We start from the raw sequence: 22,419 nt of genomic DNA, 5'->3' as shown, positions 1-22,419 counted from the left end.
CGTGACCGGCTCGCCGCCGTGTTCGGGCAGCTGGTCGGCGCGCAGCATCAGCTCGATCAGCTCGGCCAGGGCGTCGCCTTCGCGTTGGGAGCGGGTGCGCGGGTCCGGGCCCTCGCCGGTGTCCGGGCGCGGCTTGGCCAAGGGATCGAGCAGCGCCTCGTACTTGGCGCCGGTGACCTTGTCCAGCTTCGCGCGGATCTCCAGCCGCCCGTTCTTCCACTGCATCAAGTGCTCGTTCGCAGGCGGCGGCACGGGTTCGGGGTCGCGGGGCTCGGGGTCGTCCTGGTAGAGGGAGTAGGCGAGTTTCCCGCCCAGGGTGCGCACGGTGCGGGGCTCGAAGGTGCGGGCGTAGCCCACCACGGTCGCCTCGTGCTCGGCGGGCACGGTCTTCATGACCGCGGCCACCGCCGCGACGTGCTCGACCGACAACGCGCCCTCGGCCACCGCCTGCGCCGTGAGCGGAAGCACCGGGGCGAGTTCGCTGCCGGTCGGGGTGATCTCGCCGGTCAGCAACAAGGCGGTGTCGATCCACCGTGTGGCGACGTGCAGATCCCAGCGGACGACGTGCCGCAGCACCTGCGGCAGATTCCTGTACCCGAGTTCGCTCGCGGCTCCACGCCGATCCAACTCGGCGACGATCTGCAACGCGGTATTTTCACGGACCCGGATTTCCGTCACCTCGTCGACGAGACTGCTCAGCAGCTCGTCGGTGGAGAGGAGTCGGGTTTCGATCACGTGTTCTACTCTACCGCAAGATCACAACAAGATAACGGGAAATGTCGAACGCAATCGAGTGAATCACCCGCCCGACCCCACTGGGAACGCGATGCCGAAGGCGATCCGTACAGGGCAATGCGTCATCGGGTAAGCGGTAATGGCGTGAGCCGAACAACCCAACGCGACCACGCACGCGTGCGATTGGGGCTTGACTTTGGGAGCGAGGTGCTAGCCTTTTCGGATCGGGCGGGTGCGGAGCATCCGACCTTTTCCGCCCGACACAGCGCCTCGCAAGGGTCCCGAAGTCAAGCCCCAATCGCAATCGTCGCGAAGCGGCGATGAAATGACCCGGCTCGTCATTTGACCCACGTGACCACGACGCAAGGCGACACGTTCTCCCCCTGCAAAACCGGGGCGGTGTCACGCTGAGCGGAGTCACACGGCCAGCGTTCCAGGCCGCGACAACGCCCCCGCTGCGCGCGCCAACGTGCGCAGCGCGGCGGGTTCGCCTTCCCTGTTGCCCGTGCGGCGGTACGTCTCCAACGCCTGCTGCACCAGGTCGTGCGCCGCCTGCGGATGGCCGTTCGACAGCAGCGCCTCGGCCAGCTCGACCTGGGCGAACGCCGTGCACCGCTCGTCGGTGAGGCCCATCAGGATCGTCACCGCCCGGCGCGCGCTGACCAGTTCCTCCTCGTGTTCGCCGGTGCTGCGGTACAGCGCCGAGAGCCGGACCAGCACGAGCGCTTCCCGGTGTGCGTCACCGAGATCGGCGGCCAGCTGCCGGGCGTCGGTGAGCCACTCCCGCGCCTCCTCCAGCGAGCCGAGTGCGCCGAAAACCGCACCGATCGACGCCCGCACGTGTGCGACGGAGTGCAGGTCACCCGCGGACTCCAGGAGTCGCAACGCCTCGACGTAGAAGTCCATCGAGCGCTCGTACTCCGCCCGCAGCCGGTGCACCACACCGATTCCGGCGACCGCGGTGCCCTCACCGCGCTCGTCTCCGACCACCCGATAAAGCTCTTGTGCCGCAAGCATTCCGCGTTCGGCTTCGGAGAACTCGTTGCGGTAGATGTGCACCTGGGCGAGGCCGCGCAGCAATGCCGCCTCTCCCGCCCGGTTGCCCGCCGCGCGAACGCACTGCAACGCCCGCGTGTGCGTGCGGGCCCAGTCCTCGTAGTGGCTGTGCAGGTCGAAGAACGGCACGCAGGCCGCCGCGAGCTGCCACGCCAGCTCGTCGAGCCCCGCGGCCGCCGCGACGTCGACCGCCCCGCACAACGTCCGCCGTTCCGCCTCGAACCACGCGACCGGGTCGGCCAGCAGGTGTTCGGGCGCGCGCACCCGGTCGACCGCGGCGATCGTCGTGCCGAACGTGACCGGCAACCGGTGCGCCGCCGTGACTGCCAGCCACAGCCACGCCCGCAACGTCCGTTCGAGCGCGTCGGGCAACGAGCCGGCGAGTTCCAAGGCGTGGCACCGCAACAGGTCGTGCAGCCGATACCGCGGCTGCCCGATGCCGTCGGCGCCGCAGGACTCGAGCAGGTTGGCGTCGACCAGTCCGTCGAGGAGGTGTTCGCTGCCCGGCTCGTCGAGCAACGTCTCGACGACCCAACCCGGGAAGTCGTGCGGTCCCAGCAACGACAGTCGCACGAACGCGTCGAACTCCTGGGCGGTGAGTTGCCGGACACTCAGGTCGAAGCTCGCCCGCACCGCCAGCTCGCCCGAGCTCAGCTCGCGCAACCGCGTCGACTCGTCGACCAGCCGTTCCCGCAGGACCTGCATCGACCACCCGCTGCGGCCGGCCAGCCGTGCACCCGCCACCCGGATCGCCAGCGGGAGGTGCCCGCACGCCAGCGCGATCGCCGCGGCCTCGTCCGGCTGGGCGCTGACGCGGTCCTCACCCGCGATGCCGGCGAGCAGCTCGACGGCCTCCCCGGGCTCGAACGGGTGCAGCTCCACCTGGACCGCGCCGGGCAGCTCGGACAGCCTGCGTCTGCTCGTCACCAGGACCGCGCAGCCGGAGTCGGCAGGGAGCAGCGGCACGACCTGGCTCACCGAGGCGGCGTCGTCGAGCACCACCAGCACCCGCCGCCCGGCCAGGCGGGAGCGGTAGAGCGCGGCACGGGCCGCGAGCTGCGAGGGCAGGCCGGCGCCGGTGATCCCGAAGGCGTGCAACAGTTCCGTGAGCACGTCGCTCGCGTCGCGCGGGTGCTCGGACGTGCCGCCGAGGTCGACGTACAGCTGACCGTCCGGGAAGTGGTCCCCGACCTGGTGCGCCACCCGGATCGCGAGCGTCGACTTGCCGACACCGGGAGCGCCGGTCACGCCCGCGACCGGCGCGGACACCGAACCGCGCCGCAACGCCGCCACGAGCGCCTCGACCTCCTGCGCACGACCGCAGAAATCGGACACCGACGGTGGCAGCTGGCGGATCGGTGCGCCCGCCGGCTCGTCCCGCAGCACCGCGAGCTGGGCCTCCCGCAACGCCGGTCCCGGCTCCAGTCCGAGCTCGCCGGCCAGCCGTTCGCGCATGTCCGCGTAGACCTGCAGCGCCTCGGCACGCCTGTTCTCCTGCTGCAACGCGACCACGAGCTGCCCGCACACGCTCTCCCGGTACGGGTGCTCCGCCAGCAACGCGCGCAGCTGCGGGATCGCGGCCGCCCCCTCACCCTGCGCCACCTGCAACGCGAGCCGTTGCTCCGTCGCGGCGAGACGGGCCTCCTCCAGCCGCGCGATGGCGGGTGCCCACGCGTCGTGGCCGGGCAGGTCCTCCAACGGTCGTCCGCGCCAGAGGGATTCGGCCTGCCGCAACAACTCCAGCGCGGCATCAGGCCGCCGTCGCGCGTCGGCCACCACCTCGTCGAACAGCAACGCGTCGAGCTCCTGCGGCGCCACGTCCAGCACGTAGCCGGTGCCGTGGGTGCGCAGGCGCTCGTCGAGCAGTTGCCGCAGCTGCCAGACGTACGTGCGGACGTTCGACACCACCGACCGCGGCCGGGACACCGGCCAGAGCGCCTCGACCAGCCCGTCGAGCGAGACGCCGGTGTTCGCGTGCAGCGCGAGGTGCGCGAGCAGGCTGCGCTGCTTGACACCGCCCAGGCTCACCGCGCGGCCGTCCCGCCAGACCTCGAGCGGCCCCAGCAACCGCACGCTCACCCCGCCGATGGCTCCTCCGATCCTCGCGCACCGCCGCCGGAGGATAGTGGTGGCGCCGCCGCCGTCGAGCGGATTCGCGGAAATCCTGTGGAAGGATCGACGGCATGAACGCGGCACCGACGCGGCTGAGCACCCGCGTTCTCAACCGGGCCCTGCTGTCGCGGCAGCACCTGCTGGAAAGACGAGATCTGCCCGAAAGGGACGTGGTCGAGCACCTGGTGGGCCTGCACGCGCAGATCCCGGTCGGACCGTACGTCGCGCTGTGGTCGCGGCTGGAGTCGTACCGGCCGGCACCACTGTCCACAATGGTCACGGAACGCGAGCTGGTGCGCACCGCGCTGATGAGGTCGACGATCCACCTCGTGACCGCGCAGGACTGCCTGACGCTGCGCCCGCTGGTGCAGCCGGTCCTCGACCGGGACCTCTACCAGAACTCCAGCCACAAGAAGGTCGTCCAGGGCCTCGACCTCGACGCCGTCGTCGAGCACGGTCTCGCACTGCTCGACGAACGGCCGCGCACTCCGAGCGAGCTCGGCAAGGCGCTGCACGAGCGCTGGCCGGACCGCAAACCCGACACCCTCGCCTACGCGGTGCGCAACCTCGCGCCGCTGGTGCAGATCCCGCCGCGCGGCACGTGGGGCGGCACCGGTCGCACCACCCACGCGGCCGCACGGACGTGGCTCGGCAGGCCGGTCGACCCGGAGCCGTCGCTGGAGCGCATGATCCTGCGGTACCTGGCGGCCTTCGGGCCGGCGAGCGTGGCCGACGCGCAGGCGTGGTGCGGGCTGACCAGGCTGAGCGAGATCTTCGACCGGATGCGGCCGCAGCTGCGCACGTACCTGGACGAGAGCGGGAAAGAGCTGTTCGACGTGCCGGAGGCCGAGCTGCCGGATCCGGACGTCCCGGCGCCGCCGAGGTTCCTGCCCGAGTTCGACAACGTCTTCCTCTCCCACGTCGAACGGGACCGGATCATCCCGGAGGGCCGGTCGTTCGCGGAGTGGTCACGCGAGCACGGGCTGATGATGACCGTGCGGGGCGGTGTGCTGCGCGGGAACCTGCTGATCGGCGGACTGCTGCAGGGGATCTGGCGGCTGGACAAGAACAAGGACGGCCACACGCTCGTCGTCGAACCGTTCACCGAGGTGTCCGCGGCGGACCAGGAAGCGCTGGAGAGGGAAGGCCGCGAGCTGCTGACGTGTTCGTTCTGGGCAGCGCTCGGAGCGCTGTGTCCACAGTGGAAACAACGAAGAATTCTGTTGTGCAGCAAGGAAAAGAGTGAAAACTCCGCTAGAGTTGAGGTATGTCGACCATCACGAGTGAGCCGCGGGTCAACCTGAAGTCGGTCACCCCGGACGTGTCCGCCGGGATGCGGGCTCTGCACCTCGCGGCCGCGGGCAACGCGGCTCGCGCCGGACTGCCCGACCAGCTGCTCGAACTGCTGCGCCTGCGCGTCTCCCAGATCAACGGGTGCGAGTTCTGCATCGACCTGCACGCCCGCGACGCGAGGACCGGTGGCGAGGCGCCGCAACGGCTCGACGCGCTGTTCGCCTGGAAGACGTCGACGTTGTTCGACGCGCGGGAGAAGTCCGCGCTCGCGCTGGCCGAGGCGATCACCCTGGTGCACGACGGCCGGGTGCCGGACGAGGTGTACCGGGCCGCCGCCACCGAGTTCGGCGACGAGGGCGTCGCCGCGCTGATCTGGGTCTGCACCGTCATCAACGCCTACAACCGCATCGCGATCAGCACCCGCATGGTGCCCCCGAACTCCCAGTCATAGCCCGCTCGGGGGCGGGTCCAGCGGCGTGCGCAGCCGTTCGACCCGCTCCCGCCAGGACGTGAAGTGCGCGCCGCTGCCGGGAGTCGTGCCGCAGCCGATCAGCTCGGTCACCAGGCGGATGCCGTGCAGCGCGTTGAGCAGCCACACCTCCCGACCGGCCAGCTCGTCGACGCGACGTGCGCGCCTCGCCGTCCGGACTCCGAGCGAGGCGGCCAGGTCCAGCACGAGTCCGGCGGTCGTTCCCGGCAGCGCTGGAATCTCCTCGGGTGGCGAGCACAGGACGTCGTCCTCCCACCACAACACCGACGAGCTCGCGGCTTCGACGACGACACCGTCCGCCGTGCGCAGCAACGCCTCCTGGGCGCCGTGCTTCTCCGCCTCGGCCCGCAACGCGGTCAGCGACTGGAGATCCGGTCCCTTGCGTGCCGGACTGCGCCGGTGGTCGGGCGTGTCCGGCACCCACACGCGCACGTGTTCGCCGCGCGGGGGCGCCGGACGGATCCGCAGCCGCAACGTCGCCGGGTCGCCGGCGAGCTCCACCCGCGGGAACCACGCGCCGGTGCGCGGCAGGACGGAGATCGTCTCGCGCCAGAACCCGTCGAGCTGCTCCGCCGTGACGGCGCCGACCTCCAGGCAGGATCGCGTGAACCTGCCGACGTGCCGCTCCAGCGACCGCACCGATCCGTCCAGCACGAGCCAGGAGTCGGCCACCAGCAGGGGAGTGTCCTCTGTCGTCATCAGTGCCTCGCCAGTGCCGCGCGCGGTCCGTAGGGGGCGTGTTCCAGCCACTCGCCGAGTCGTGGCACCACGGGCGCCAGCGAGGCCGCCGCCCTGCGCCGCAACCGTGCCGCCGTGCTGGGTGGCCTCAGGTGCCGCAGTGCCGCGCCGGCGGCGGCGCTGTTGACCTCCGCCGCCTCACGCCTCGACGCGGCGAACGCGGTGACGGTCTCGGCGTTGGCCGTGGGGAACAGACGGCCTGTCGCGATCGCTTCCGCCGCGGCGTGTGCGTCGACGAAGCCGCTGTTCATGCCGCGTGCGCCGAAGGGCGGGAACAGGTGGGCGGCTTCGCCCACGAGGAGGATCCGGTGGTGCGGGTCGGTGAAGTCGTCGGCGATCAGCTGCAGGAACCGGTAGACCGAGATCGCGGTGATGCGTTCGGGAGCGGTCGGCCCGATCAGCTCGGGCAGCCACCGCCGCACTTCCTCGGGTGAGGCGAGAACGTCGGCCGAGTCGCTGTCCCGGCTCTGCACGTCGACCTGGAAACCCTTGGCGTAGGGCACGACGAGCACGCCGCGGCCGTCCGCGGCCGGGTGCTCGTAGTGCATGATCCGTTCCAGGCTCGGAGCCACACCCGGCTCGTCGGCGACGTCGACCACGACGTGGAAACCGTCCGCGGCCGAGCCGTCCAGCGCGGTCCCCGTGCACTTGCGCACGGTCGACCTGGCGCCGTCGGCTCCGACGACGTGGCTGCCCGACCAGGTCGCGCCGTCGGCCGTGGCGACCGTGACGCCACCGGGATGCGTGACGACCTCGGTCACGGGGTGGTTCCACCTCACGTCCACGCCCGCTCGTGCGCAGGCGTTCAGCAGTATCCGCTCGGTCTCGCTCTGGCGCAGGCTCGTGAACGGAGGCAGGCCGCGGGTGGGATCGTGCGGCGGGAACTCCCGCGCGTACACCTCTTTCCCGCGGAACAGCGTGCGGCGGACGTTCCACAGCACACCCTCGGACGCCAGCTCCGCTCCGAGTCCCTCGCTGGTGGATTCCAGCAGTGTCAACGACTTCCCGTGGACGTAGAGGGCGCGGCTGCCGGTGCGGTGCCGTTCGGCCGGGTCGGCTTCGAGCAGGACGACGGGGACGTGGTGAGCGCGCAGGGCCAGTGCGGCGAAGAGCCCGACCGGTCCGGCGCCCACCACGATCACCGGGACCTCGTCAGCCATGAGCCACCGCGCTGTCCCCGGCGGCGATCAGCTGGGCGAGCGCCACCCGCTTGATCTTCCACGTCGACGTCCTCGGCAGGTCGTCGAACGCCCACTGCTGCGGCGTGGCCAGTGCCGGGAGGTCGGCCGTGGCACTGCGCCAGCGCGCCTGTGCCAGCGGTGCGCCGGTGCGGGTGCAGACCACGGGTACCGCGACACCGTCCGCGCCGGGGACGACGACCACCTCGCGCAGTTCGTCGAGGCGGGACATCAGCACGTCCTCGATGCGGAGGTTGCTGTCCACGTCGTCGATCCTGTCGATCTCGCGGTCGATCAGGTTCAGGCCGCCCCACCAGCTGCGGGTGCCCATGTCGCCCATGCGCCACCAGCTGCCGTTGAGCTGTGCGTCGTAGCGGTCCTGCGCGCCCTGGTAGGTGATGATCCGCCCGCGGGTGCGTGCCTCGATGTGCCCGACCGTTCCGCGCGGCACCGGGGCGCCGGAGTCGTCGGTGATCCTGACCTTGGTGAAACCGGGGATGCCGATGCCCACGAGCCGGCCGTTGCGGGCGGCGCCGCGTTCGGTGAACAGGCGCACGGCGACGGGCCCGGTCTCGCTCTGCCCGTAGAGCTGCATGAGGTACTTGCCGCGCCGACGTGACGCGCCGAGCAGCCGTTGCACGGTGCGCGGGTGGATGGCGTCGAAGGTGCTGCCGAAGCAACGGACGTTGCGCAGTGGTGCGCCGGGTGCGTCCGCGAGGTCTTCCCACAGCACGAACGTGTTGGGGTGCGTCTCGACGACGCCGGGCTGCCACCGCGCCAGCAACGGGCCGACCGAGGCGGGGTCGTGGTCCACCAGGAGCAGCAGGCGGCTTCCGCCGGACAGGAACGTGCCGAGCGCGTGGTAGAAGCGCGAGTGGACGAACGACATGCAGAAGGCCGCGGTCTCCCCGCGCACGGGCAGCGCCATGGCCTTCTGCGGCACCAGCCTGTTCCACAGCGCACGGGCGCAGTGCACGGCGAGCTTCGGCACGTCGGTGGTGCCGGAGCTGTGCGTGATCATCGCGGGCTCGTCGGGGTGCAGCCGGACGAGCCTGGCGCGTCCGGTCACCTCCAGGCCGTCGAGCGTGACGGCGCCGGGGAAGACGCCGTTGACGAGGACGCGCTTGCTGGTCAGCGCGGCGATGTCGGTGTGCGCGGCCAGGCGGGACAGCGTCGCCTCGTCCGTGACCAGGAGCGGCCGGTCGAGCCTGCCGAGCAGGATGCTCGCGGCCGCGGCGTCCAGGCCGGGGGACAGCAGGACGGGGATCGCGCCGATGCGTGCCGCGGCACAGCCGAGCAGCGCGATGTCCGCGTTGTCCCGCTTGTGGATCGCGACGTGGCTCGCGGGCCGGACCCCGGCGGTCCACAGCTGGTCGGCCAGCCGGTCCACCAGGTCGGCGAGGGAGCGGTAGGTGTGCTGCAGCCCGGACTCGGGAGCCACGTCCAGGGGACGGTCCAGGACGACGGGCACGGCGCCGTGACGCGACGCGGCCTCGCGGAACATCTGTCCGATGTAGAAGCCGCTGCCGGAGAAAAGCTTTTGCTGCACGGGAAGCTCCTTGCTGGGTTACCAGGATCCGGTGCGCACGACGTGCCGGCGCAGCTTGCCTGTGGCGGTCCTCGGGAGTTTCTGGACGAGTCGCACGGTTCGCGGGACCTTGAACGAGGGGAGGTGGGACCGGGTCCAGGTGATGAGTTCGTCCTCCAGCCCCGGAGCGTTGTGCGCGGGAACGACGAACGCCCGCAGACGTGACGCGTCGTGGTGGTCGAGCACCGCGGCCACGGCGGCCTCGCGCACCAGCGGATGCGCGGCCAGCACGCGTTCGATCTCCAAGGGGGACAACGAGATCCCGCCGACCATCTCCATGTCGTCGGTGCGGCCGAGGTGGGTGAGCGTGCCGTCCTCGTTGTGGCGGACGCGGTCGTGGGTCGTCAGCCAACCGTCGACCAGCGTGGTTCTGGTGAGCTCTGGCTGGTTGAGGTAGTGGGAGAACAGTGTCGGCCCGCGCACCCACAGCTCGCCGTCCTCGGCCGGGAAGCCCTGCTCGTCCCGCACCTGCACCTCCCAGCCGGGCACGGGACGGCCGAGCGTGCCGGGGGTGTTGTCGCCGATCCTGTTGGCGCAGAAGGCGTGTCCGGCCTCGGTGGAGCCGATCTGCTCGAGCGTCTCGACTCCCAGCTCGTCGCGCAGGAGTGTGCCGAGGGACTCCGGCAGCGGTTCGCCTGCCGAGACGGCGGCACGCAGGGACGTCAGCGCGTCGCGGCTGTTGGCGGACACCAGTGCGGCGTAGGAAGAGGGCACGGAGTACAGCAGGTTGACCCGGTGCCTGGCCACGAGCCCGGCGATCTCCTCCGCGCCGGGCCGGTGCGGGGTGAGGACCGCCGACGAACCGGAGTGCAGCGGGAACGCCAGCGCGTTGCCGAAACCGTAGGCCCAGAACATCTTCGACACCGACAGCGCGACGTCGCCGATGCCGATGCGCAGGACGTCACGCCCGACCGACGTGCCGTACAGGGCTAGGTCCTTGTGCGCGTGGACGACGCCCTTGGGCCGGCCGGTGGTGCCGGAGGTGTACTGCACGTAGAGCGGACTGTCCGGGGTCACGTCGGCGACCGGCCCGGCCGAGGTCGTCCAGGCCTGGTCGAGGAGGTGGTCGACGTCGATCCACGTGCCTTCGAAGCGTTGTTCGAGGGCTTCGTCGGTGATGCAGGCCTTGGCGCCGCAGTCGGATTGGAGGAGCTGGTGGTCTGCCTCGGTGAGCTCCGGGTTCACCAGCACGGCCACCGCGCCGAGACGGGTGATCGCGAGGAAGGCGACGACCCAGGCGACGCCGTCCGGGGCGGCGAGCAGCACGTGGTCACCGCGGGTGATGCCGCGGTCGTGCAGAACGCCGGCGGCTCGGGCGCCGAGGTCGTGGATCTGGCCGTGGGTCCAGGTCTCGTCGCCCACCAGGTAGGCGGGGCGGGAGGACCAGCCGGCGCGGTCGGCGTGCCGGGAGAGAGAGGAGGAGGCGTTGGACGTTCGGTTCATCAGCCCGCCTCCACCTCTGCGCCGAAGGGGGCGGTGCGACGACGCCTGCGGTGCCTGCCCCGCCGGTGCAGGCGCGGCTCGGCGGACAGCACCGCGGCCGGACGGTGAGCGCCCGAGCTCCAGTACGCCCGCATCGGCGCGGCCAGCTTCAGCAGCATCTCCTGGTACTCGCCGTCCGGATCGGAGTCCAGCACGACCGCCCCGCCCGCGCCGATGCGCACCCGTCCGGACGAGAAGACCGCGGTGCGGATGACGATGCTCAGATCAGCGGATCCGTTGCAGCTCAAGTAACCCAGCGCACCGGAGTACACGCCCCTGGCGCTCGGCTCCAGGTCGTCGATGATCTCCATCGTGCGTTCCTTGGGCGCTCCGGTCATCGACCCGCCGGGGAAGCACGCCTGCACCACGTCCAGCGCGTCGAGGCCCGGCTTCAGGTCGCCGCGCACCGTCGACACGAGCTGGTGCACGGTCCGGTAGGTGCGCGTCCCCATCAGTTCCGGCACGTGCACCGTGCCGACCTGGCACACGCGGCCCAGGTCGTTGCGCAGGAGGTCGACGATCATCAGGTTCTCGGCGCGGGTCTTCGGGTCCTCGGCGAGGGCGTCGCGCAGGGCGGCGTCCTGGTCAGGGGTCTGGCCGCGGGCGGCGGTGCCCTTGATCGGCTCGGCCTGGACCACGCCGTCGGCGCCGACGCGCAGGAACCGTTCCGGCGAAGAGCTGGCCACGTCCACCTCGCCGAAACGCAGGTAGGCGGAGTACGGCGCGGGGTTCACCCGGCGCAGCACGCGGTAGTAGTCGGCGGACTCGCACGTCGCGGGCAGCTCCACGGCGGTGGTCAGGCAGATCTCGTAGCTCTCGCCGGCGCGCAGTTGTTCCTGGCAGGCGACGACGTCCAGGCGGTAGTCCTCCGCCTCGCGCAGCAGCCAGCGCTCGGTGATCTCCACGGCGTCTTCCTCCTCCGGCCACCACCGGACGGGCGGTGCCTCGTGCGCCGACAGCGACGAGAGGAAGGCGAGCGTCGAGTCGAGCCAGCCAGCGGCCTCGTCGCGGGCCGCCGGCGTGTCCTCGGCCAGGCACAGCAGATGTGCCGTCTGCTCCTCGTGGTCGATGACGATCACCCGGTCGGCGAACAGCCACGCGGCGTCCGGCGTGCTGCTGCGGTGGGCGGCACGACCGCCGAGCGCGGCCTTGAGCTCGTAGCCGAAGTAGCCGACCCAGCCGCAGGTGAAGTCGAACGGGAGGTCCGGCTGGGAGTGCGCGCGATCGGCCAGGCCGCGCCGCAGGTAGGTGAAGACGTCCTCGCGCAGCCTGGTCGCCGGCCGGCCCGCGCGTTCGACCGTCACCACGCCCGCCCGCACGTCGTAGCTGCAGTACTCGGCGAGCGGGCCCGTGTCGTCGCCCAGGTAGGAGAACCGCGCACCGCGTTCGTCCGCACCGGCGCCGTCCAGCCAGAACGCGCGTTCCGACGCCGAGTGCAGTTCCGTGAACACCTGCTCGGGATCGACGACACCGCGGTACACGGCGGTGTGCAGCCGATGACCGATGGGCTGGACGGGAACCTCGACGTCCGCCGGCTGCGGGGAAGCGCGCACGGTGATCGACGGTCTGGCCTTTTCGGACAGTCCGCGGAAGTTCGCGAGCAGCCGCGTTCCGTGCTCGGTGAGGATCGACTCGGGGTGGAACTGCACTCCCCAGTGCGGCCGCGACCGGTGCCGCAGCCCCATCAGCACGCCGTCCTCCGCCCAGGCGGTGGCCTCCAGGTCCGGCGGCAGGGGTTCGGGCACGTGCAACGAGTGGTAGCGCACCGCGGTGAACCCCTGAGGGATGCCCTCGAACAGGTCACGACCGTCGTGCGTGACGGCGGTCGGGTGGCCGTGGCGTGCCTGCGGTGCCAGCGCGATCCGTGCGCCTGCCTGGAACCCGAGCCCCTGATGACCGAGACACACGCCGAGCACCGGAAGCACGTCCTGGTCCAGGAACCTGGTCGACCCGGCGAGGTCCCGGCTCCTGCCCGGTCGTCCGGGCCCAGGGGAGATCACCACGTTGTCCACGTCGTCGAACGACACCCTGCCGAGCGCCGGGTCGTCGTTGCTCAGCACCAGGGGGTCTTCCCCGTTCACACTCGCGACGAGGTGGAACAGGTTGTAGGTGTACGAGTCGTGGTTGTCGATCAGGAGAGTCCGCACTGAATACGCTCCGAGGGGGGTCGGCGGCGACGGGTCAGGGTGGCTGGAGGCCGCGCCAGGTCGTGGTGGACGAGATCGAGGTGGATGCCTTCGCTGGAGCGGGATCGACTTCGGGCCGGGGCGCGGGTGGCGCCGCTGGGGTGCCTCTGCGCAGCCACGGGCCGAGCACCTTCATCACCTGCGGCATGAGCACCCAGGTCATCAGCACCGTCACGCACACGCACAGGACCAGCGTGCGCGCCAGCAGCGGCAGGCCGGTGACGCGCGGGATGACGGTGACGTTGACCAGCAGGACCGCGGGGAAGACAGCGACCAACGTGACCAGCGCCGTCTTCCACCGCGGTGGGGGCTTCGGCGGCCCGGCAGCCGGTGGTGCCTGCACCGGCGGTTCGACTCGGGTGGCGAAGCGTCCCACGTACTCGCGCCAGGTGGCGTGAGATCGCGACCGGGCCCACTCGCCGGCGCTCTCCGCGCTGTCGAACCAGCAGATGACCAGCCAGTCGCCCGAATCACCCGATGCTTTCTCCATTCTGCCGTCGAGATAGCCCTGTGATCTGGAAGCCGCGCTGAGCAGTCCCTTTACCGACGTGGTGAAACTCGGCATCCTGCCCGGTCGCACCCGGTGCGCGCTGATGACGACACCTTCGTTTTCCCCGGGCATTGGATCGACTGCCTCCACTTGCGCGACGGCTGCTCCGTTCGGTGTCACCGAAAAGCGCGCACATGGATTCATACGGGCGTGTGCACAGGCGGGTTCAACTGATTCTGTGAGCGCTAACCTCACGTGGATCACACATCGCCGGGCGGAGTATCGGCAGCCCGCGTGCTGGCGCACACGCTCAGTAGTAGCCCCTGGTGCCGTTCAGGTGACCGTTCGGGGTCTTGTTCCGGAAGTTGGTAAATCCATTCTCACCAAATACAGCATTGCGGTCATCGGAATGGGTCCCAGAGGGCTCTCGGTGCTGGAAAGAACGTGTTCCAATTGGGCGCCGCTCGTTCTGGGTGATGAGCTCGTGGTGCACGTCGTGGATCCCGCGGAGCACGGTTGTGGATCTGTGTGGAACACGCGGCAGCCCGCCGGTTTCCTGATGAACACGGTGTGTTCGCAGGTCACGGTTTTCCCTGATGACAGCGTGCCGATGGAAGGTCCGGTCCGGCGCGGCCCCTCGCTGTACGAGTGGTCTCGCTCGGTCGCGTCGACAGCGAGTCACGGCTGGGACGACACGATCCGGGCTGAGGCCAGACGTTTGGGGCCCGACTCCTACCCCACGCGGGCGTTCTACGGGCACTACCTCGTGTGGGCGTTGGGGGAGGTGGTCCGGAACGCGCCCGCGGGCGTGCGAATCGTTCACCACCGGCAGCGAGCGGTGGACGTGACCGGGCGTGAGGTTCGGCTGGCCGACGGGGAGGTGCTCGGCTCGCTGGACGCGGTCGTCCTGGCACAAGGCCACCTGCCGGCCCTGCCGGGTGCGCGGGAGCGTTCGTTCGGCGAGTTCGCCGCGACCCACGGCCTGCGGTACGTGCCGCCGGGCAACCCGGCCGACGCCGACCTCACCCTGATCGAACCAGGTGAGCCGACGTTGCTTCTCGGTCTGGGCCTGAACTTCTTCGACCACCTGGCGGTCCTGACCACCGGCCGCGGCGGACGGTTCGAGCGCCGCGACGGCGTTCTCGTGTACGTCCCATCGGGCGACGAACCGCAGCTGTACGCGGGGTCGCGGCGAGGCGTGCCGCTGCACGCTCGCGGTGAGAACCAGAAGGGCGCCCACGGCCGTCATCAGGCGGCCGTGCTGACCGAGGACGTGGTGCGCACGTTGCGGTCCGCGCCCGTCGACTTCCGCGCACACCTGTGGCCGTTGATCGCGAAGGAGGTCGAGACGGTCTACTACGCGACGTTGCTGGCGTCGCGTCTGGAACCTCTTGGTGCGGCTCGGTTCTCCGCCCGGTATCGGGCGTGTTCGTCAGGCGAGGAAGCGGCACTGCTCGACGAGTACGGCGTCGCGGATTCTTTGCGCTGGGACTGGACGCGGATCGAGCAACCGCTGGACTCCGGGTTCGGGTCGCTGGACGAGTTCCGCCCCTGGCTGCTGCGCCACCTGCGCGAGGACGTGGCCAGGGCAGCGCAGGGCAACGTGCGCGGACCGGTCAAGGCGGCCCTCGACGTCCTGCGCGACCTGCGCAACGAGATCCGGGCGGTCGTCGACCACGGCGGCCTGCACGGCCGCTCCCACCGCGACGACCTGGAGCGCTGGTTCAGCCCGCTCAACGCGTTCCTGTCGATCGGCCCGCCCGCCCGGCGGATCGAGGAGATGGCGGCCCTGATCTCCGCCGGCGTGCTGGACGTCCTCGGCCCCGGCACCCGTGTCGAGCCAGGCGAGGGCACGTTCCTCGCGGTAGCCGACCTGCTGGCTGAGCCGCTGCCGGTCTCTGCGGTGATCGACGCGCGCATGCCCACGCCGGACGTCCGCACCACTTCCGACGAACTGCTCAGGAACCTGCTCGCGGCCGGGCGGTGCAGGCCGCACCGGGTGCCGGACGGGGAGGGCGGCGTGCTGGAGACGGGCGGGCTGGACGTGACGCCGAGGCCTGCTCGGGTGATCGCCGCGGACGGGGTCCCGAACCCTGGGCTGTTCGCGTTGGGGGTGCCGACCGAGTCGGTGCACTGGGCGACGGCGGTGGGGATCCGGCCGTGCTCGGCTTCGGCGACGGTGAGCGACGCGGACGCGATCGCGCGGGCGGCGCTGGGGTCGCGTCGGGTGCCGGGGCGGGTGCGTGAGGACGTGAGGAGGGCGATGTGACCGTGCGCCACGACCCCAGGAGGACGACGTGATCCACACCTTGCGCGACACCGGACTCCTCTCACCGGTCCGCGCCACCACCCAGGTCGAGGCGATGACGTCCGACGACGCCTGGCTGCGGGCCATGTGCGAGGCCGAGGCCGGGCTCGCCCGCGCCCAGGCCAGGGTCGGCACCGTTCCCGCCCCCGCCGCCGAGGTCATCACCACGGTCGCCCGCGACGCCTGCCTCGACACCGCCTCGATCGCCGCGCGGTCGCGGGGAGCGGCGAACCCGGTCGTCGCGGTGGTCGAGGACCTCACCGCGCGCGTCGCCGCGATCGACCCCGTCGCCGCCGAGTACGTCCACCGCGGCTCTACCAGCCAGGACGTCCTCGACACCGCCTGCTGCCTGGTCATCGCGCAGGTGGTGACCCACGTCCGGCGGGACCTCGCCGCAGCGATCAGCGCGCTGGAGGATCTGGCCGATCGGCACCGGCACACCGTCATGGCCGGCCGCACGCTGACCCAGCACGCCGTGCCCACGACGTTCGGGCTGAAGGCGGCGGGCTGGCTGCACCTGGTGCGGCAGGCGGACGTCAGGGCGCGGACTCTGGTCCACAGTGGACTGCCCGTGCAGATCGGTGGCGCCGCCGGGACCATGGCGGGCTACCTGGAGCACGCCCGGCCGCACTTCGACCGGCTGCCCGCGGACTACACCGCGAACCTCATCACCGCCTACGCCGACGAGCTGGGGCTGGCCGAGCCCGTGGTGCCGTGGCACGTGCTGCGGACGCCGATCGTCGACACCGCCGCCTGGTGCACCGCGACAACCGGCGCGCTCGGCAAGATCGCCGTCGACGTGCAGTCGTTGTGCCGCACCGAGATCGCCGAGCTCAGCGAGTCCACCGCCGACGGCAAGGGCGTCTCGTCCGCGATGCCGCAGAAGCAGAATCCCAGTCTCGCCACGCTGATCCGGTCCGCGGCGCTTCAGGCGCCGGGGCTCGCGTCGACTCTCGCGCACTGCATGCTCGCAGAGGACGAGCGGCCCGCCGGGACCTGGCACGCGGAGTGGCAGCCGTTGCGCGAGTGCCTGCGGCTCGCGGGCGGGGCCGCGCACACCGCGGTGGAACTGGTCACCGGTCTGCGCGTCCACCCCGAACGGATGCGGGCCAACCTGGAGATCACGGGCTGGACGATCGTCGCCGAACGGCTGTCCGCGCATCTGACGCCACAGCTGGGTAAGGCCGAGGCGATGCGCACGATCGCCACCGCTGCCCGCAGTGGCGGAACACCACCGGCCGCGCTGGAAGGCCTGTGCGAGCCCGCGGACTACCTCGGTGCCGCCGACGAACTCGTGCAGCGCGCGCTGGACGCCCGGTGACCGCGGCCACCCGCACGTCGTGGGACCCGGCGGTCTGGCGCGACAAACCCACGGCGCACCAGCCGGACTGGCCCGACTCGTGCGAGCTCGCGCGCGCCCGGTTGCAGCTGGCGAGCGCGCCGCCGCTCACCACTCCCGAGGACGTCCGGGCGGTCCGCGACGCGCTCGCCGAGGTTGCCACCGGCCGGGCGTACGTGGTGCAGGGCGGCGACTGCGCCGAACCGTTCGGTGTCGCCGCACGCCGGGGCGCGCTGGCCAAGGACAGGATCCTGGGCGTGCTGGCGGAGCGGATCAGCCGCGCGATCGACGTCCCGGTGCTCACCATCGGACGGTTGGCGGGGCAGTTCGCGAAACCGCGTTCGGAGCCGACCGAGGTCGTCGACGGCCAGGTGGTGCCGACGTTCCGCGGGCTCGCGGTGAACAGCCCGCATCCCGTTGCGGCACTGCGGATTCCGGACGCCCGGCGCATGATCACCGCCTACCGCACGGCCCGTGCGGTGATGAGGGAGTTGCGCGGCATGTGGGTCAGCCACGAGGCCTTGCTGCTGGACTACGAGGAGGCCCTGGTTCGCACGGATCCGCGCACCGGCAGCTCGTACCTGGCGTCCACGCACTTCCCGTGGATCGGCGAACGCACCCGCGACCCCGACGGCGGGCACGTCGCTTTTCTCGCCGGAATCGACAACCCCGTCGGCTGCAAGGTCGGCCCGAACGCCGTGCCGGACGACGTCGCCGCACTGTGCGCGAAGCTCGACCCGGAACGCGAACCAGGCAGGCTCACGTTGATCTGCCGCCTCGGACCGCGCGCCCGGACCCTGCTGCCGCCGTTGGTGCGCGCGGTCCGCGAGGCGGGTCATCCGGTCGTGTGGATGTGCGATCCCATGCACGCCAACACGAGGATCACCAGCACCGGCGTCAAAACCCGGTACCTGGACGACGTCGTCGGCGAGGCGGCAGCGTTCCACGAGACCGTCAACGAACTCGGCGAGTGGCCGGGAGGGCTGCACCTGGAACTCGCGGGGGAGGACGTGACCGAGTGCGTCGGCGGCTCTCGCGTGCCGGACGAGACCGCGCTCGCCCGCCGCTACACCTCGCTGTGCGACCCGCGGCTCAACAACGAACAGGCACTGCTCGTGGCCGACGAGGTCAGCGCACGAGCAGGTCGATGACGCCGGGCAGCTCGCCGCGCATCTCCGCGACCGTCTCGGGCCTGTCGGTCAGGTGGTGCAGCAGCGCCCGCTGGAAGATCCCGTCGAGCGTCACGTAGGTGGTGGCCGGTGAGGCCGCGGGCTCGGTGTCGCGCAGCTCGGCGTACCGGCTGATCACCCGCCACACCATGGCTTCCCGGTGGCTGTCGATCTCCAGCACGTCCGCGCGGAACGAGGAGTCGAACAGGCTCTGGTTGCGCAGGTCGTACCAGAGCCGGTGCAGCGTCGCGTCCTCGCTCAGGGTGTCGAAGAACATCGCCACGAACTCGTCGCGCAGCTGCTCGGGACTCGAAGCGCGGGCGACCACCTCGTCGTACCGCGTCACGCAGACCGCCTCGTACTGGCGGACCGCCTCGGTGATCAGGTCGCGCTTGTCGGCGAAGTAGTAGTGCAGGACGCCGTGCGAGAACTCGGAGTTCTGCGCGATCTCGCGCAGGCTCGTGCGGGCGTAGCCCAGCTCGGCGAGCGTGTGCAGCGTGGCCACGGCGAGCTCGGTCCGCCGGGCCTCGAACTTGTCCACCTGCCGGCGAGCGATCCGGTCCTGCTTGCTGTCGGCGACTTGTGTCACGTCCGGATCCTAACCTCTCCGCGCCGATTCGTTGGGCGGTCGTCCAAAGAATCTTGGACAGTTGTCAAGGAAAAGCTTGACGACTGTCCAAACGCGTTTAGGGTGTGAGCCAGCTCACCGAGGAGGCCTTGATGACGAGTTATCAGCTGAGCGGGCGAAAAGCACTGGTCACGGGCGGTGCCCGCGGACTCGGCGCCGGGATGGCGGAGGCGCTGGTAGCGGCCGGCGCGGCCGTCGTGATCGGCGACGTTCTGGAGGAGGAGGGCAAGCACACCGCTCAGGCGTTGCGCGACGCGGGCGCGACCGCGGAGTTCGTGCCGTTGGACGTGACCGACGACGAGAGCTGGGCCTCGGCCGTCAGCACCACGGTCGACGTCATCGGCGGACTCGACATCCTCGTGAACAACGCGGGCATCGAGATCACCAGCCTGATCACCGAACTTGACCCGGCCGACGTGCGCAAGATGCTCGACGTCAACGTGCTGGGCACGGCGCTGGGCATGAAGCACGGTCTGCGCGCCATGCGTCCCGGCGGCCCCGCGGGCAACGGTGGTGCGATCATCAGCGTCGCGTCCGTCGCCGCCACCATCGCCTTCCCCGGCATCAGCGTCTACTCGGCGACCAAGTCCGCGATCGACCGCCTGACCAGGGTGGCCGCCGCGGAGTCCGGCAAGCTCGGCTACGGCGTGCGGGTCAACTGCATCTACCCCGGCCTCACGCCCACGGCGATGGGCAACCAGCTCGCGGTGGACTGCGCGGAACTGGGCCTGTTCCCCTCGCCAGAGGCGGCCGCGGGTGCGGTCGTCGAGCTGACCCCGCTCGGACGGCTCGGGCAGGTCGACGACATGGCCGACGCCGTGGTGTTCCTGGCTTCCGACGCGTCGAAGTTCATCACCGGAGCGGGGCTTCCGGTCGACGGCGGAATGGGGATGTGACGTGCCCACGAACAAGCCTGTCGTCGTCTACGGCGCTTCTGGTTACACCGGCCGCCTGATCTGCGAGTACCTGCGCGAGTACGGCGTCCCGTTCCTCGCCGCGGGCCGGGACGGCAAACGGGTCAAGGAAGCCGTCGACGCGGTCCCCGGCATCCAGACCGTCGACTACGAGATCGTGGAGGTCGAGCACTCCGAGGAGGCGCTCACCGAGGCGTTCTCGGGAGCGAAGGTCGTGCTGAACACCGTCGGGCCGTTCTCCCGCTACGGCCACGAAGCGGTGCGCGCGAGTCTCAACATCGGCGCGCACTACACCGACACCAACGGCGAACAGGACTGGATGATCGACACCGACGCGCAGTACGGCGCCGAGTTCGCGAGCCAGAACCTGCTGCTGTCGCCCGGCATCGCGCAGATGTACACGGTCGGCGAGATCGCCGCGCAGATCTGCCTGGAGACGCCCGGACTGGACACTTTGGACATCGGGGTGTTCTGGAAGGGTTACCCGACAGTCGCTTCCACCAACACGATCCTCACCAACGCCGCGTTCGCGAAGGCCTACTACCTCGAACAGAACGAGTACGTGGAGTGGCCGCAGGACGCCGGGCTGTACGAGCTCGTCGTGCCCGGACAGCACGAGCTCGGGCTCGCGCTGCCGTGGGGCGGCACCGCGCATCCGGTGTGGTTCAAGAGGGATCCGCGGGTCGCGTCGGTGCGTGCGCTCGGCGGTGTGTTCAACCGGCCGTTGATGCTCGGTGTGCCGCAGATCGTCAGTGCCGCGCTCCAGCAGATGGAAGGCAAGTCGGACGCGGAGAAGTACCAGATCGTCGACGAGTTCTCCGCGCAGGTGCGCAGCGAGATGCCGCCGAGGGAGAACCCGCGGATCAACATCTCACTCGACTCGGTGCACGCCTCCGGTCCGCTCGGGCGCGCGCATTGCGTCATCCACGGCAACTGCAACTACAAGCAGACCGCGTTGCTGAACGTGCACGCCGCCGTGCACCTGTTGCAGGACGCTCCTCGCCGGGTCGGGTTCGCCTCGGGCTGCCAGGCGTTCGGTCACCGGGAGCTGCTGGGCGCGCTGCGGTCGTTCGGCCTGGTGCTCGACCCGATCGTCGAAGTGCACCGCTGATGCGACTCAGCGACTACCTCGACAAGGGCGCGTCGCTCGGCGGCGACGCGCCCTGCCTGACCGTCGGTGACGTCTCCCAGAGCTACGCGGAGGTGCGGCAACGCTCGTTCGCGATCGCGGGAGCGTTGCAGGACAGCGGAATCAACCCGGGTGACCGGGTCGCCGTGTTGTCCGCCAACGACCCGCTCGCCCTCACGTGCGTGTTCGGCATCTCGCGCGCCGGGGCGGTGTGGTGCCCGGTCAACCCGCGCAACGAGGCGGCGGAAAACCGCGAGCTGCTGGAGCTGTTCGGTTGCCGGTGCCTGTTCTTCCAGGCGAAGTTCGCGCCGCTGGTCGACCGCATCCGGGGCGACCTGCCCGCGCTCACCACACTGGTGTGCCTGGACGGTGAGGTCGACGGCGCGGTCACGTTCGACGAGTGGATTTCCGAGCACGGCAGGGAACCCGACGAGGTGACCGTGGCCGACGACGATCTTTGCGTGCTGGCGGGCACCGGCGGCACGACCGGCAGGCCCAAGGGCGTGCGGCTCACCGGGCACAACCTGGAGACCGCCACCGCGCTGACCCTGATGAGCTACCCGTTCGGCGACCGGCCGCGCTACCTCGCGCTCGCCCCGCTGACGCACTCGGCGGGCGTGCTCACGTTCCCGATCATGGCCAAGGGCGGCGAGACGGTGATCATGCCGGCGCCGGACCTCGGCGAGTTCCTGCGGCTGATCGAGCACCACCGGATCACGCACGCGTTCCTGCCGCCGACCGTGATCTACGGCCTGCTCGACCACCCGGCGCTGGACGCGACGGAGCTGAGTTCGTTGCTGTGCCTGTGGTACGGCGCCGCGCCGATGTCACCGGCACGGCTGACCGAGGCGCTGCACCGGATCGGACCGGTGATGGGCCAGCTGTTCGGCCAGACCGAGGCGCCGAACATGATCGCGACCCTCGCACCGGCCGACCACTTCCTGCCCGACGGTTCGATCGCGGCCGCGCGCTTGTCCTCCGCGGGCAGGCCGACCCCGCTGACCCAGGTGGCGATCATGGCTCCGGACGGTGCTCTGCTGCCCGCGCGCGAACGCGGCGAGATCGTCGTCCGCGGGCCGCTGGTGATGGCCGGCTACCACGAGAACCCCGAAGCCACCGCCGAGGTGAGCAGGCACGGCTGGCACCACACCGGTGACATCGGTTTCCTCGACGAGGACAACTTCCTCTTCATCGTCGACCGGGCCAAGGACATGATCATCACCGGTGGGTTCAACGTCTATTCGGCCGAGGTCGAGCAGGCGTTGCAGGCCCATCCCGCGGTGCAGGACAGCGCCGTGGTCGGCCTGCCCGACGACAAGTGGGGCGAACGGGTCACCGCGGTCGTGCAGCTGCGTGCCGCCTGGCAGGCCGACGCCGCCGAGCTGACGGCGTTCGTCAAGGAACGGCTCGGCGGCGTGAAAGCGCCCAAGCAGGTGGAGATCTGGCCGGACCTGCCGCGGTCCAAGGTGGGCAAGGTGCTCAAGGCGGAGATCCGGCAACGGCTCATGTGATGCGTTCGGGGATGGCGAGAATCCGGTGGAACTTGGCGTTCTGGCCAATGGTTGCCGGACGTGCGGCTGGCTA

17 protein-coding genes are annotated in these 22,419 nt (G+C 70.7%); 8 read left to right on the top strand and 9 right to left on the bottom strand.

The window, feature by feature from the left end; translation table 11 throughout:
• On the bottom strand, positions 1–735 hold a 735-nt coding region (locus ACFOWZ_RS28490; RefSeq protein WP_382376983.1), incomplete at its 3' end, for a DUF222 domain-containing protein.
• A 417-nt stretch (positions 736–1,152) separates the two neighbouring features.
• Entirely contained in the window at positions 1,153–3,870 is a 2,718-nt protein-coding gene (locus ACFOWZ_RS28485; RefSeq protein ID WP_382376982.1) for an AfsR/SARP family transcriptional regulator, read from the bottom strand.
• 104 nt (positions 3,871–3,974) lie between these two features.
• Here ACFOWZ_RS28485 and ACFOWZ_RS28480 point away from each other — a divergent pair, with 104 nt between their 5' ends.
• Positions 3,975–5,207, top strand: a complete 1,233-nt coding sequence (locus ACFOWZ_RS28480) for a winged helix DNA-binding domain-containing protein (RefSeq protein ID WP_382376981.1) — start codon at positions 3,975–3,977, stop codon at positions 5,205–5,207.
• Positions 5,171–5,647, top strand: coding sequence for a carboxymuconolactone decarboxylase family protein (locus ACFOWZ_RS28475; RefSeq protein ID WP_382376980.1), 477 nt, complete (start codon positions 5,171–5,173; stop codon positions 5,645–5,647). Before ACFOWZ_RS28480 ends, ACFOWZ_RS28475 begins: the two co-directional genes overlap by 37 nt.
• Here the strand turns inward: ACFOWZ_RS28475 and ACFOWZ_RS28470 are convergent.
• From ACFOWZ_RS28470 to ACFOWZ_RS28445, 6 genes are read right to left on the bottom strand one after another with little or no spacing between them, the layout of a single operon-like run.
• Positions 5,642–6,385 carry an aminotransferase class IV gene (locus tag ACFOWZ_RS28470; RefSeq protein ID WP_382376979.1) on the bottom strand — a complete coding sequence of 248 codons (744 nt, stop codon included), beginning with the start codon at positions 6,383–6,385 and terminating at the stop codon, positions 5,642–5,644. The genes ACFOWZ_RS28475 and ACFOWZ_RS28470 overlap by 6 nt on opposite strands.
• A complete protein-coding gene (locus ACFOWZ_RS28465) occupies positions 6,385–7,584 on the bottom strand; it encodes an FAD-dependent monooxygenase (RefSeq protein WP_382376978.1) in 1,200 nt (399 codons plus the stop codon). Before ACFOWZ_RS28465 ends, ACFOWZ_RS28470 begins: the two co-directional genes overlap by 1 nt.
• Positions 7,577–9,151: a class I adenylate-forming enzyme family protein gene (locus ACFOWZ_RS28460; protein ID WP_382376977.1), complete on the bottom strand. Its 1,575-nt coding sequence runs from the start codon at positions 9,149–9,151 to the stop codon at positions 7,577–7,579. The genes ACFOWZ_RS28465 and ACFOWZ_RS28460 overlap by 8 nt, the downstream gene beginning before the upstream one ends.
• Positions 9,152–9,169: 18 nt before the next feature.
• Positions 9,170–10,633, bottom strand: coding sequence for an AMP-binding protein (locus tag ACFOWZ_RS28455; RefSeq protein ID WP_382376976.1), 1,464 nt, complete (start codon positions 10,631–10,633; stop codon positions 9,170–9,172).
• Entirely contained in the window at positions 10,633–12,819 is a 2,187-nt protein-coding gene (pabB, locus tag ACFOWZ_RS28450) for an aminodeoxychorismate synthase component I (RefSeq protein WP_382376975.1), read from the bottom strand. Before pabB ends, ACFOWZ_RS28455 begins: the two co-directional genes overlap by 1 nt.
• Positions 12,820–12,853: 34 nt before the next feature.
• Positions 12,854–13,348, bottom strand: coding sequence for a hypothetical protein (locus ACFOWZ_RS28445; RefSeq protein WP_382376974.1), 495 nt, complete (start codon positions 13,346–13,348; stop codon positions 12,854–12,856).
• Positions 13,349–13,757: 409 nt separating this feature from the next.
• Between ACFOWZ_RS28445 and ACFOWZ_RS28440 the strand changes: the two genes are divergently transcribed.
• From ACFOWZ_RS28440 to ACFOWZ_RS28430, 3 genes are all read left to right on the top strand, one after another.
• A complete protein-coding gene (locus ACFOWZ_RS28440) occupies positions 13,758–15,617 on the top strand; it encodes an FAD/NAD(P)-binding protein (protein WP_382376973.1) in 1,860 nt (619 codons plus the stop codon).
• A 94-nt stretch (positions 15,618–15,711) separates the two neighbouring features.
• Positions 15,712–16,977 carry a lyase family protein gene (locus ACFOWZ_RS28435; RefSeq protein ID WP_382376991.1) on the top strand — a complete coding sequence of 422 codons (1,266 nt, stop codon included), beginning with the start codon at positions 15,712–15,714 and terminating at the stop codon, positions 16,975–16,977.
• On the top strand, positions 16,974–18,146 hold the full coding sequence (locus ACFOWZ_RS28430; RefSeq protein ID WP_382376972.1) for a 3-deoxy-7-phosphoheptulonate synthase: 1,173 nt from the start codon (positions 16,974–16,976) through the stop codon (positions 18,144–18,146). The genes ACFOWZ_RS28435 and ACFOWZ_RS28430 overlap by 4 nt, the downstream gene beginning before the upstream one ends.
• Here the strand turns inward: ACFOWZ_RS28430 and ACFOWZ_RS28425 are convergent.
• Positions 18,124–18,753: a TetR/AcrR family transcriptional regulator gene (locus tag ACFOWZ_RS28425; RefSeq protein ID WP_382376971.1), complete on the bottom strand. Its 630-nt coding sequence runs from the start codon at positions 18,751–18,753 to the stop codon at positions 18,124–18,126. The two genes, ACFOWZ_RS28430 and ACFOWZ_RS28425, sit on opposite strands and share 23 nt — an antisense overlap.
• Positions 18,754–18,884: 131 nt before the next feature.
• On the opposite strand from ACFOWZ_RS28425, the gene ACFOWZ_RS28420 reads away from it, so the two are divergent.
• Genes ACFOWZ_RS28420 through ACFOWZ_RS28410 form a run of 3 tightly spaced genes read left to right on the top strand, consistent with a single transcriptional unit; the run spans position 18,885 to position 22,346 of the window.
• Positions 18,885–19,688 (top strand): SDR family NAD(P)-dependent oxidoreductase, encoded by an 804-nt coding sequence (locus ACFOWZ_RS28420; RefSeq protein WP_382376970.1) that lies wholly within the window; start codon positions 18,885–18,887, stop codon positions 19,686–19,688.
• A 1-nt stretch (position 19,689) separates the two neighbouring features.
• Positions 19,690–20,817, top strand: coding sequence for a DUF5938 domain-containing protein (locus ACFOWZ_RS28415; RefSeq protein ID WP_382376969.1), 1,128 nt, complete (start codon positions 19,690–19,692; stop codon positions 20,815–20,817).
• A complete protein-coding gene (locus ACFOWZ_RS28410) occupies positions 20,817–22,346 on the top strand; it encodes an acyl-CoA synthetase (RefSeq protein ID WP_382376968.1) in 1,530 nt (509 codons plus the stop codon). Before ACFOWZ_RS28415 ends, ACFOWZ_RS28410 begins: the two co-directional genes overlap by 1 nt.
• Positions 22,347–22,419 lie beyond the last annotated feature (73 nt).

Origin of the sequence: Lentzea rhizosphaerae (assembly GCF_042649515.1) — a bacterium.
Classification (GTDB): domain Bacteria; phylum Actinomycetota; class Actinomycetes; order Mycobacteriales; family Pseudonocardiaceae; genus Lentzea; species Lentzea aerocolonigenes.
Note: the sequence above shows the minus strand (reverse complement) of the source record. Positions and strands in the feature narration are given on the sequence as shown.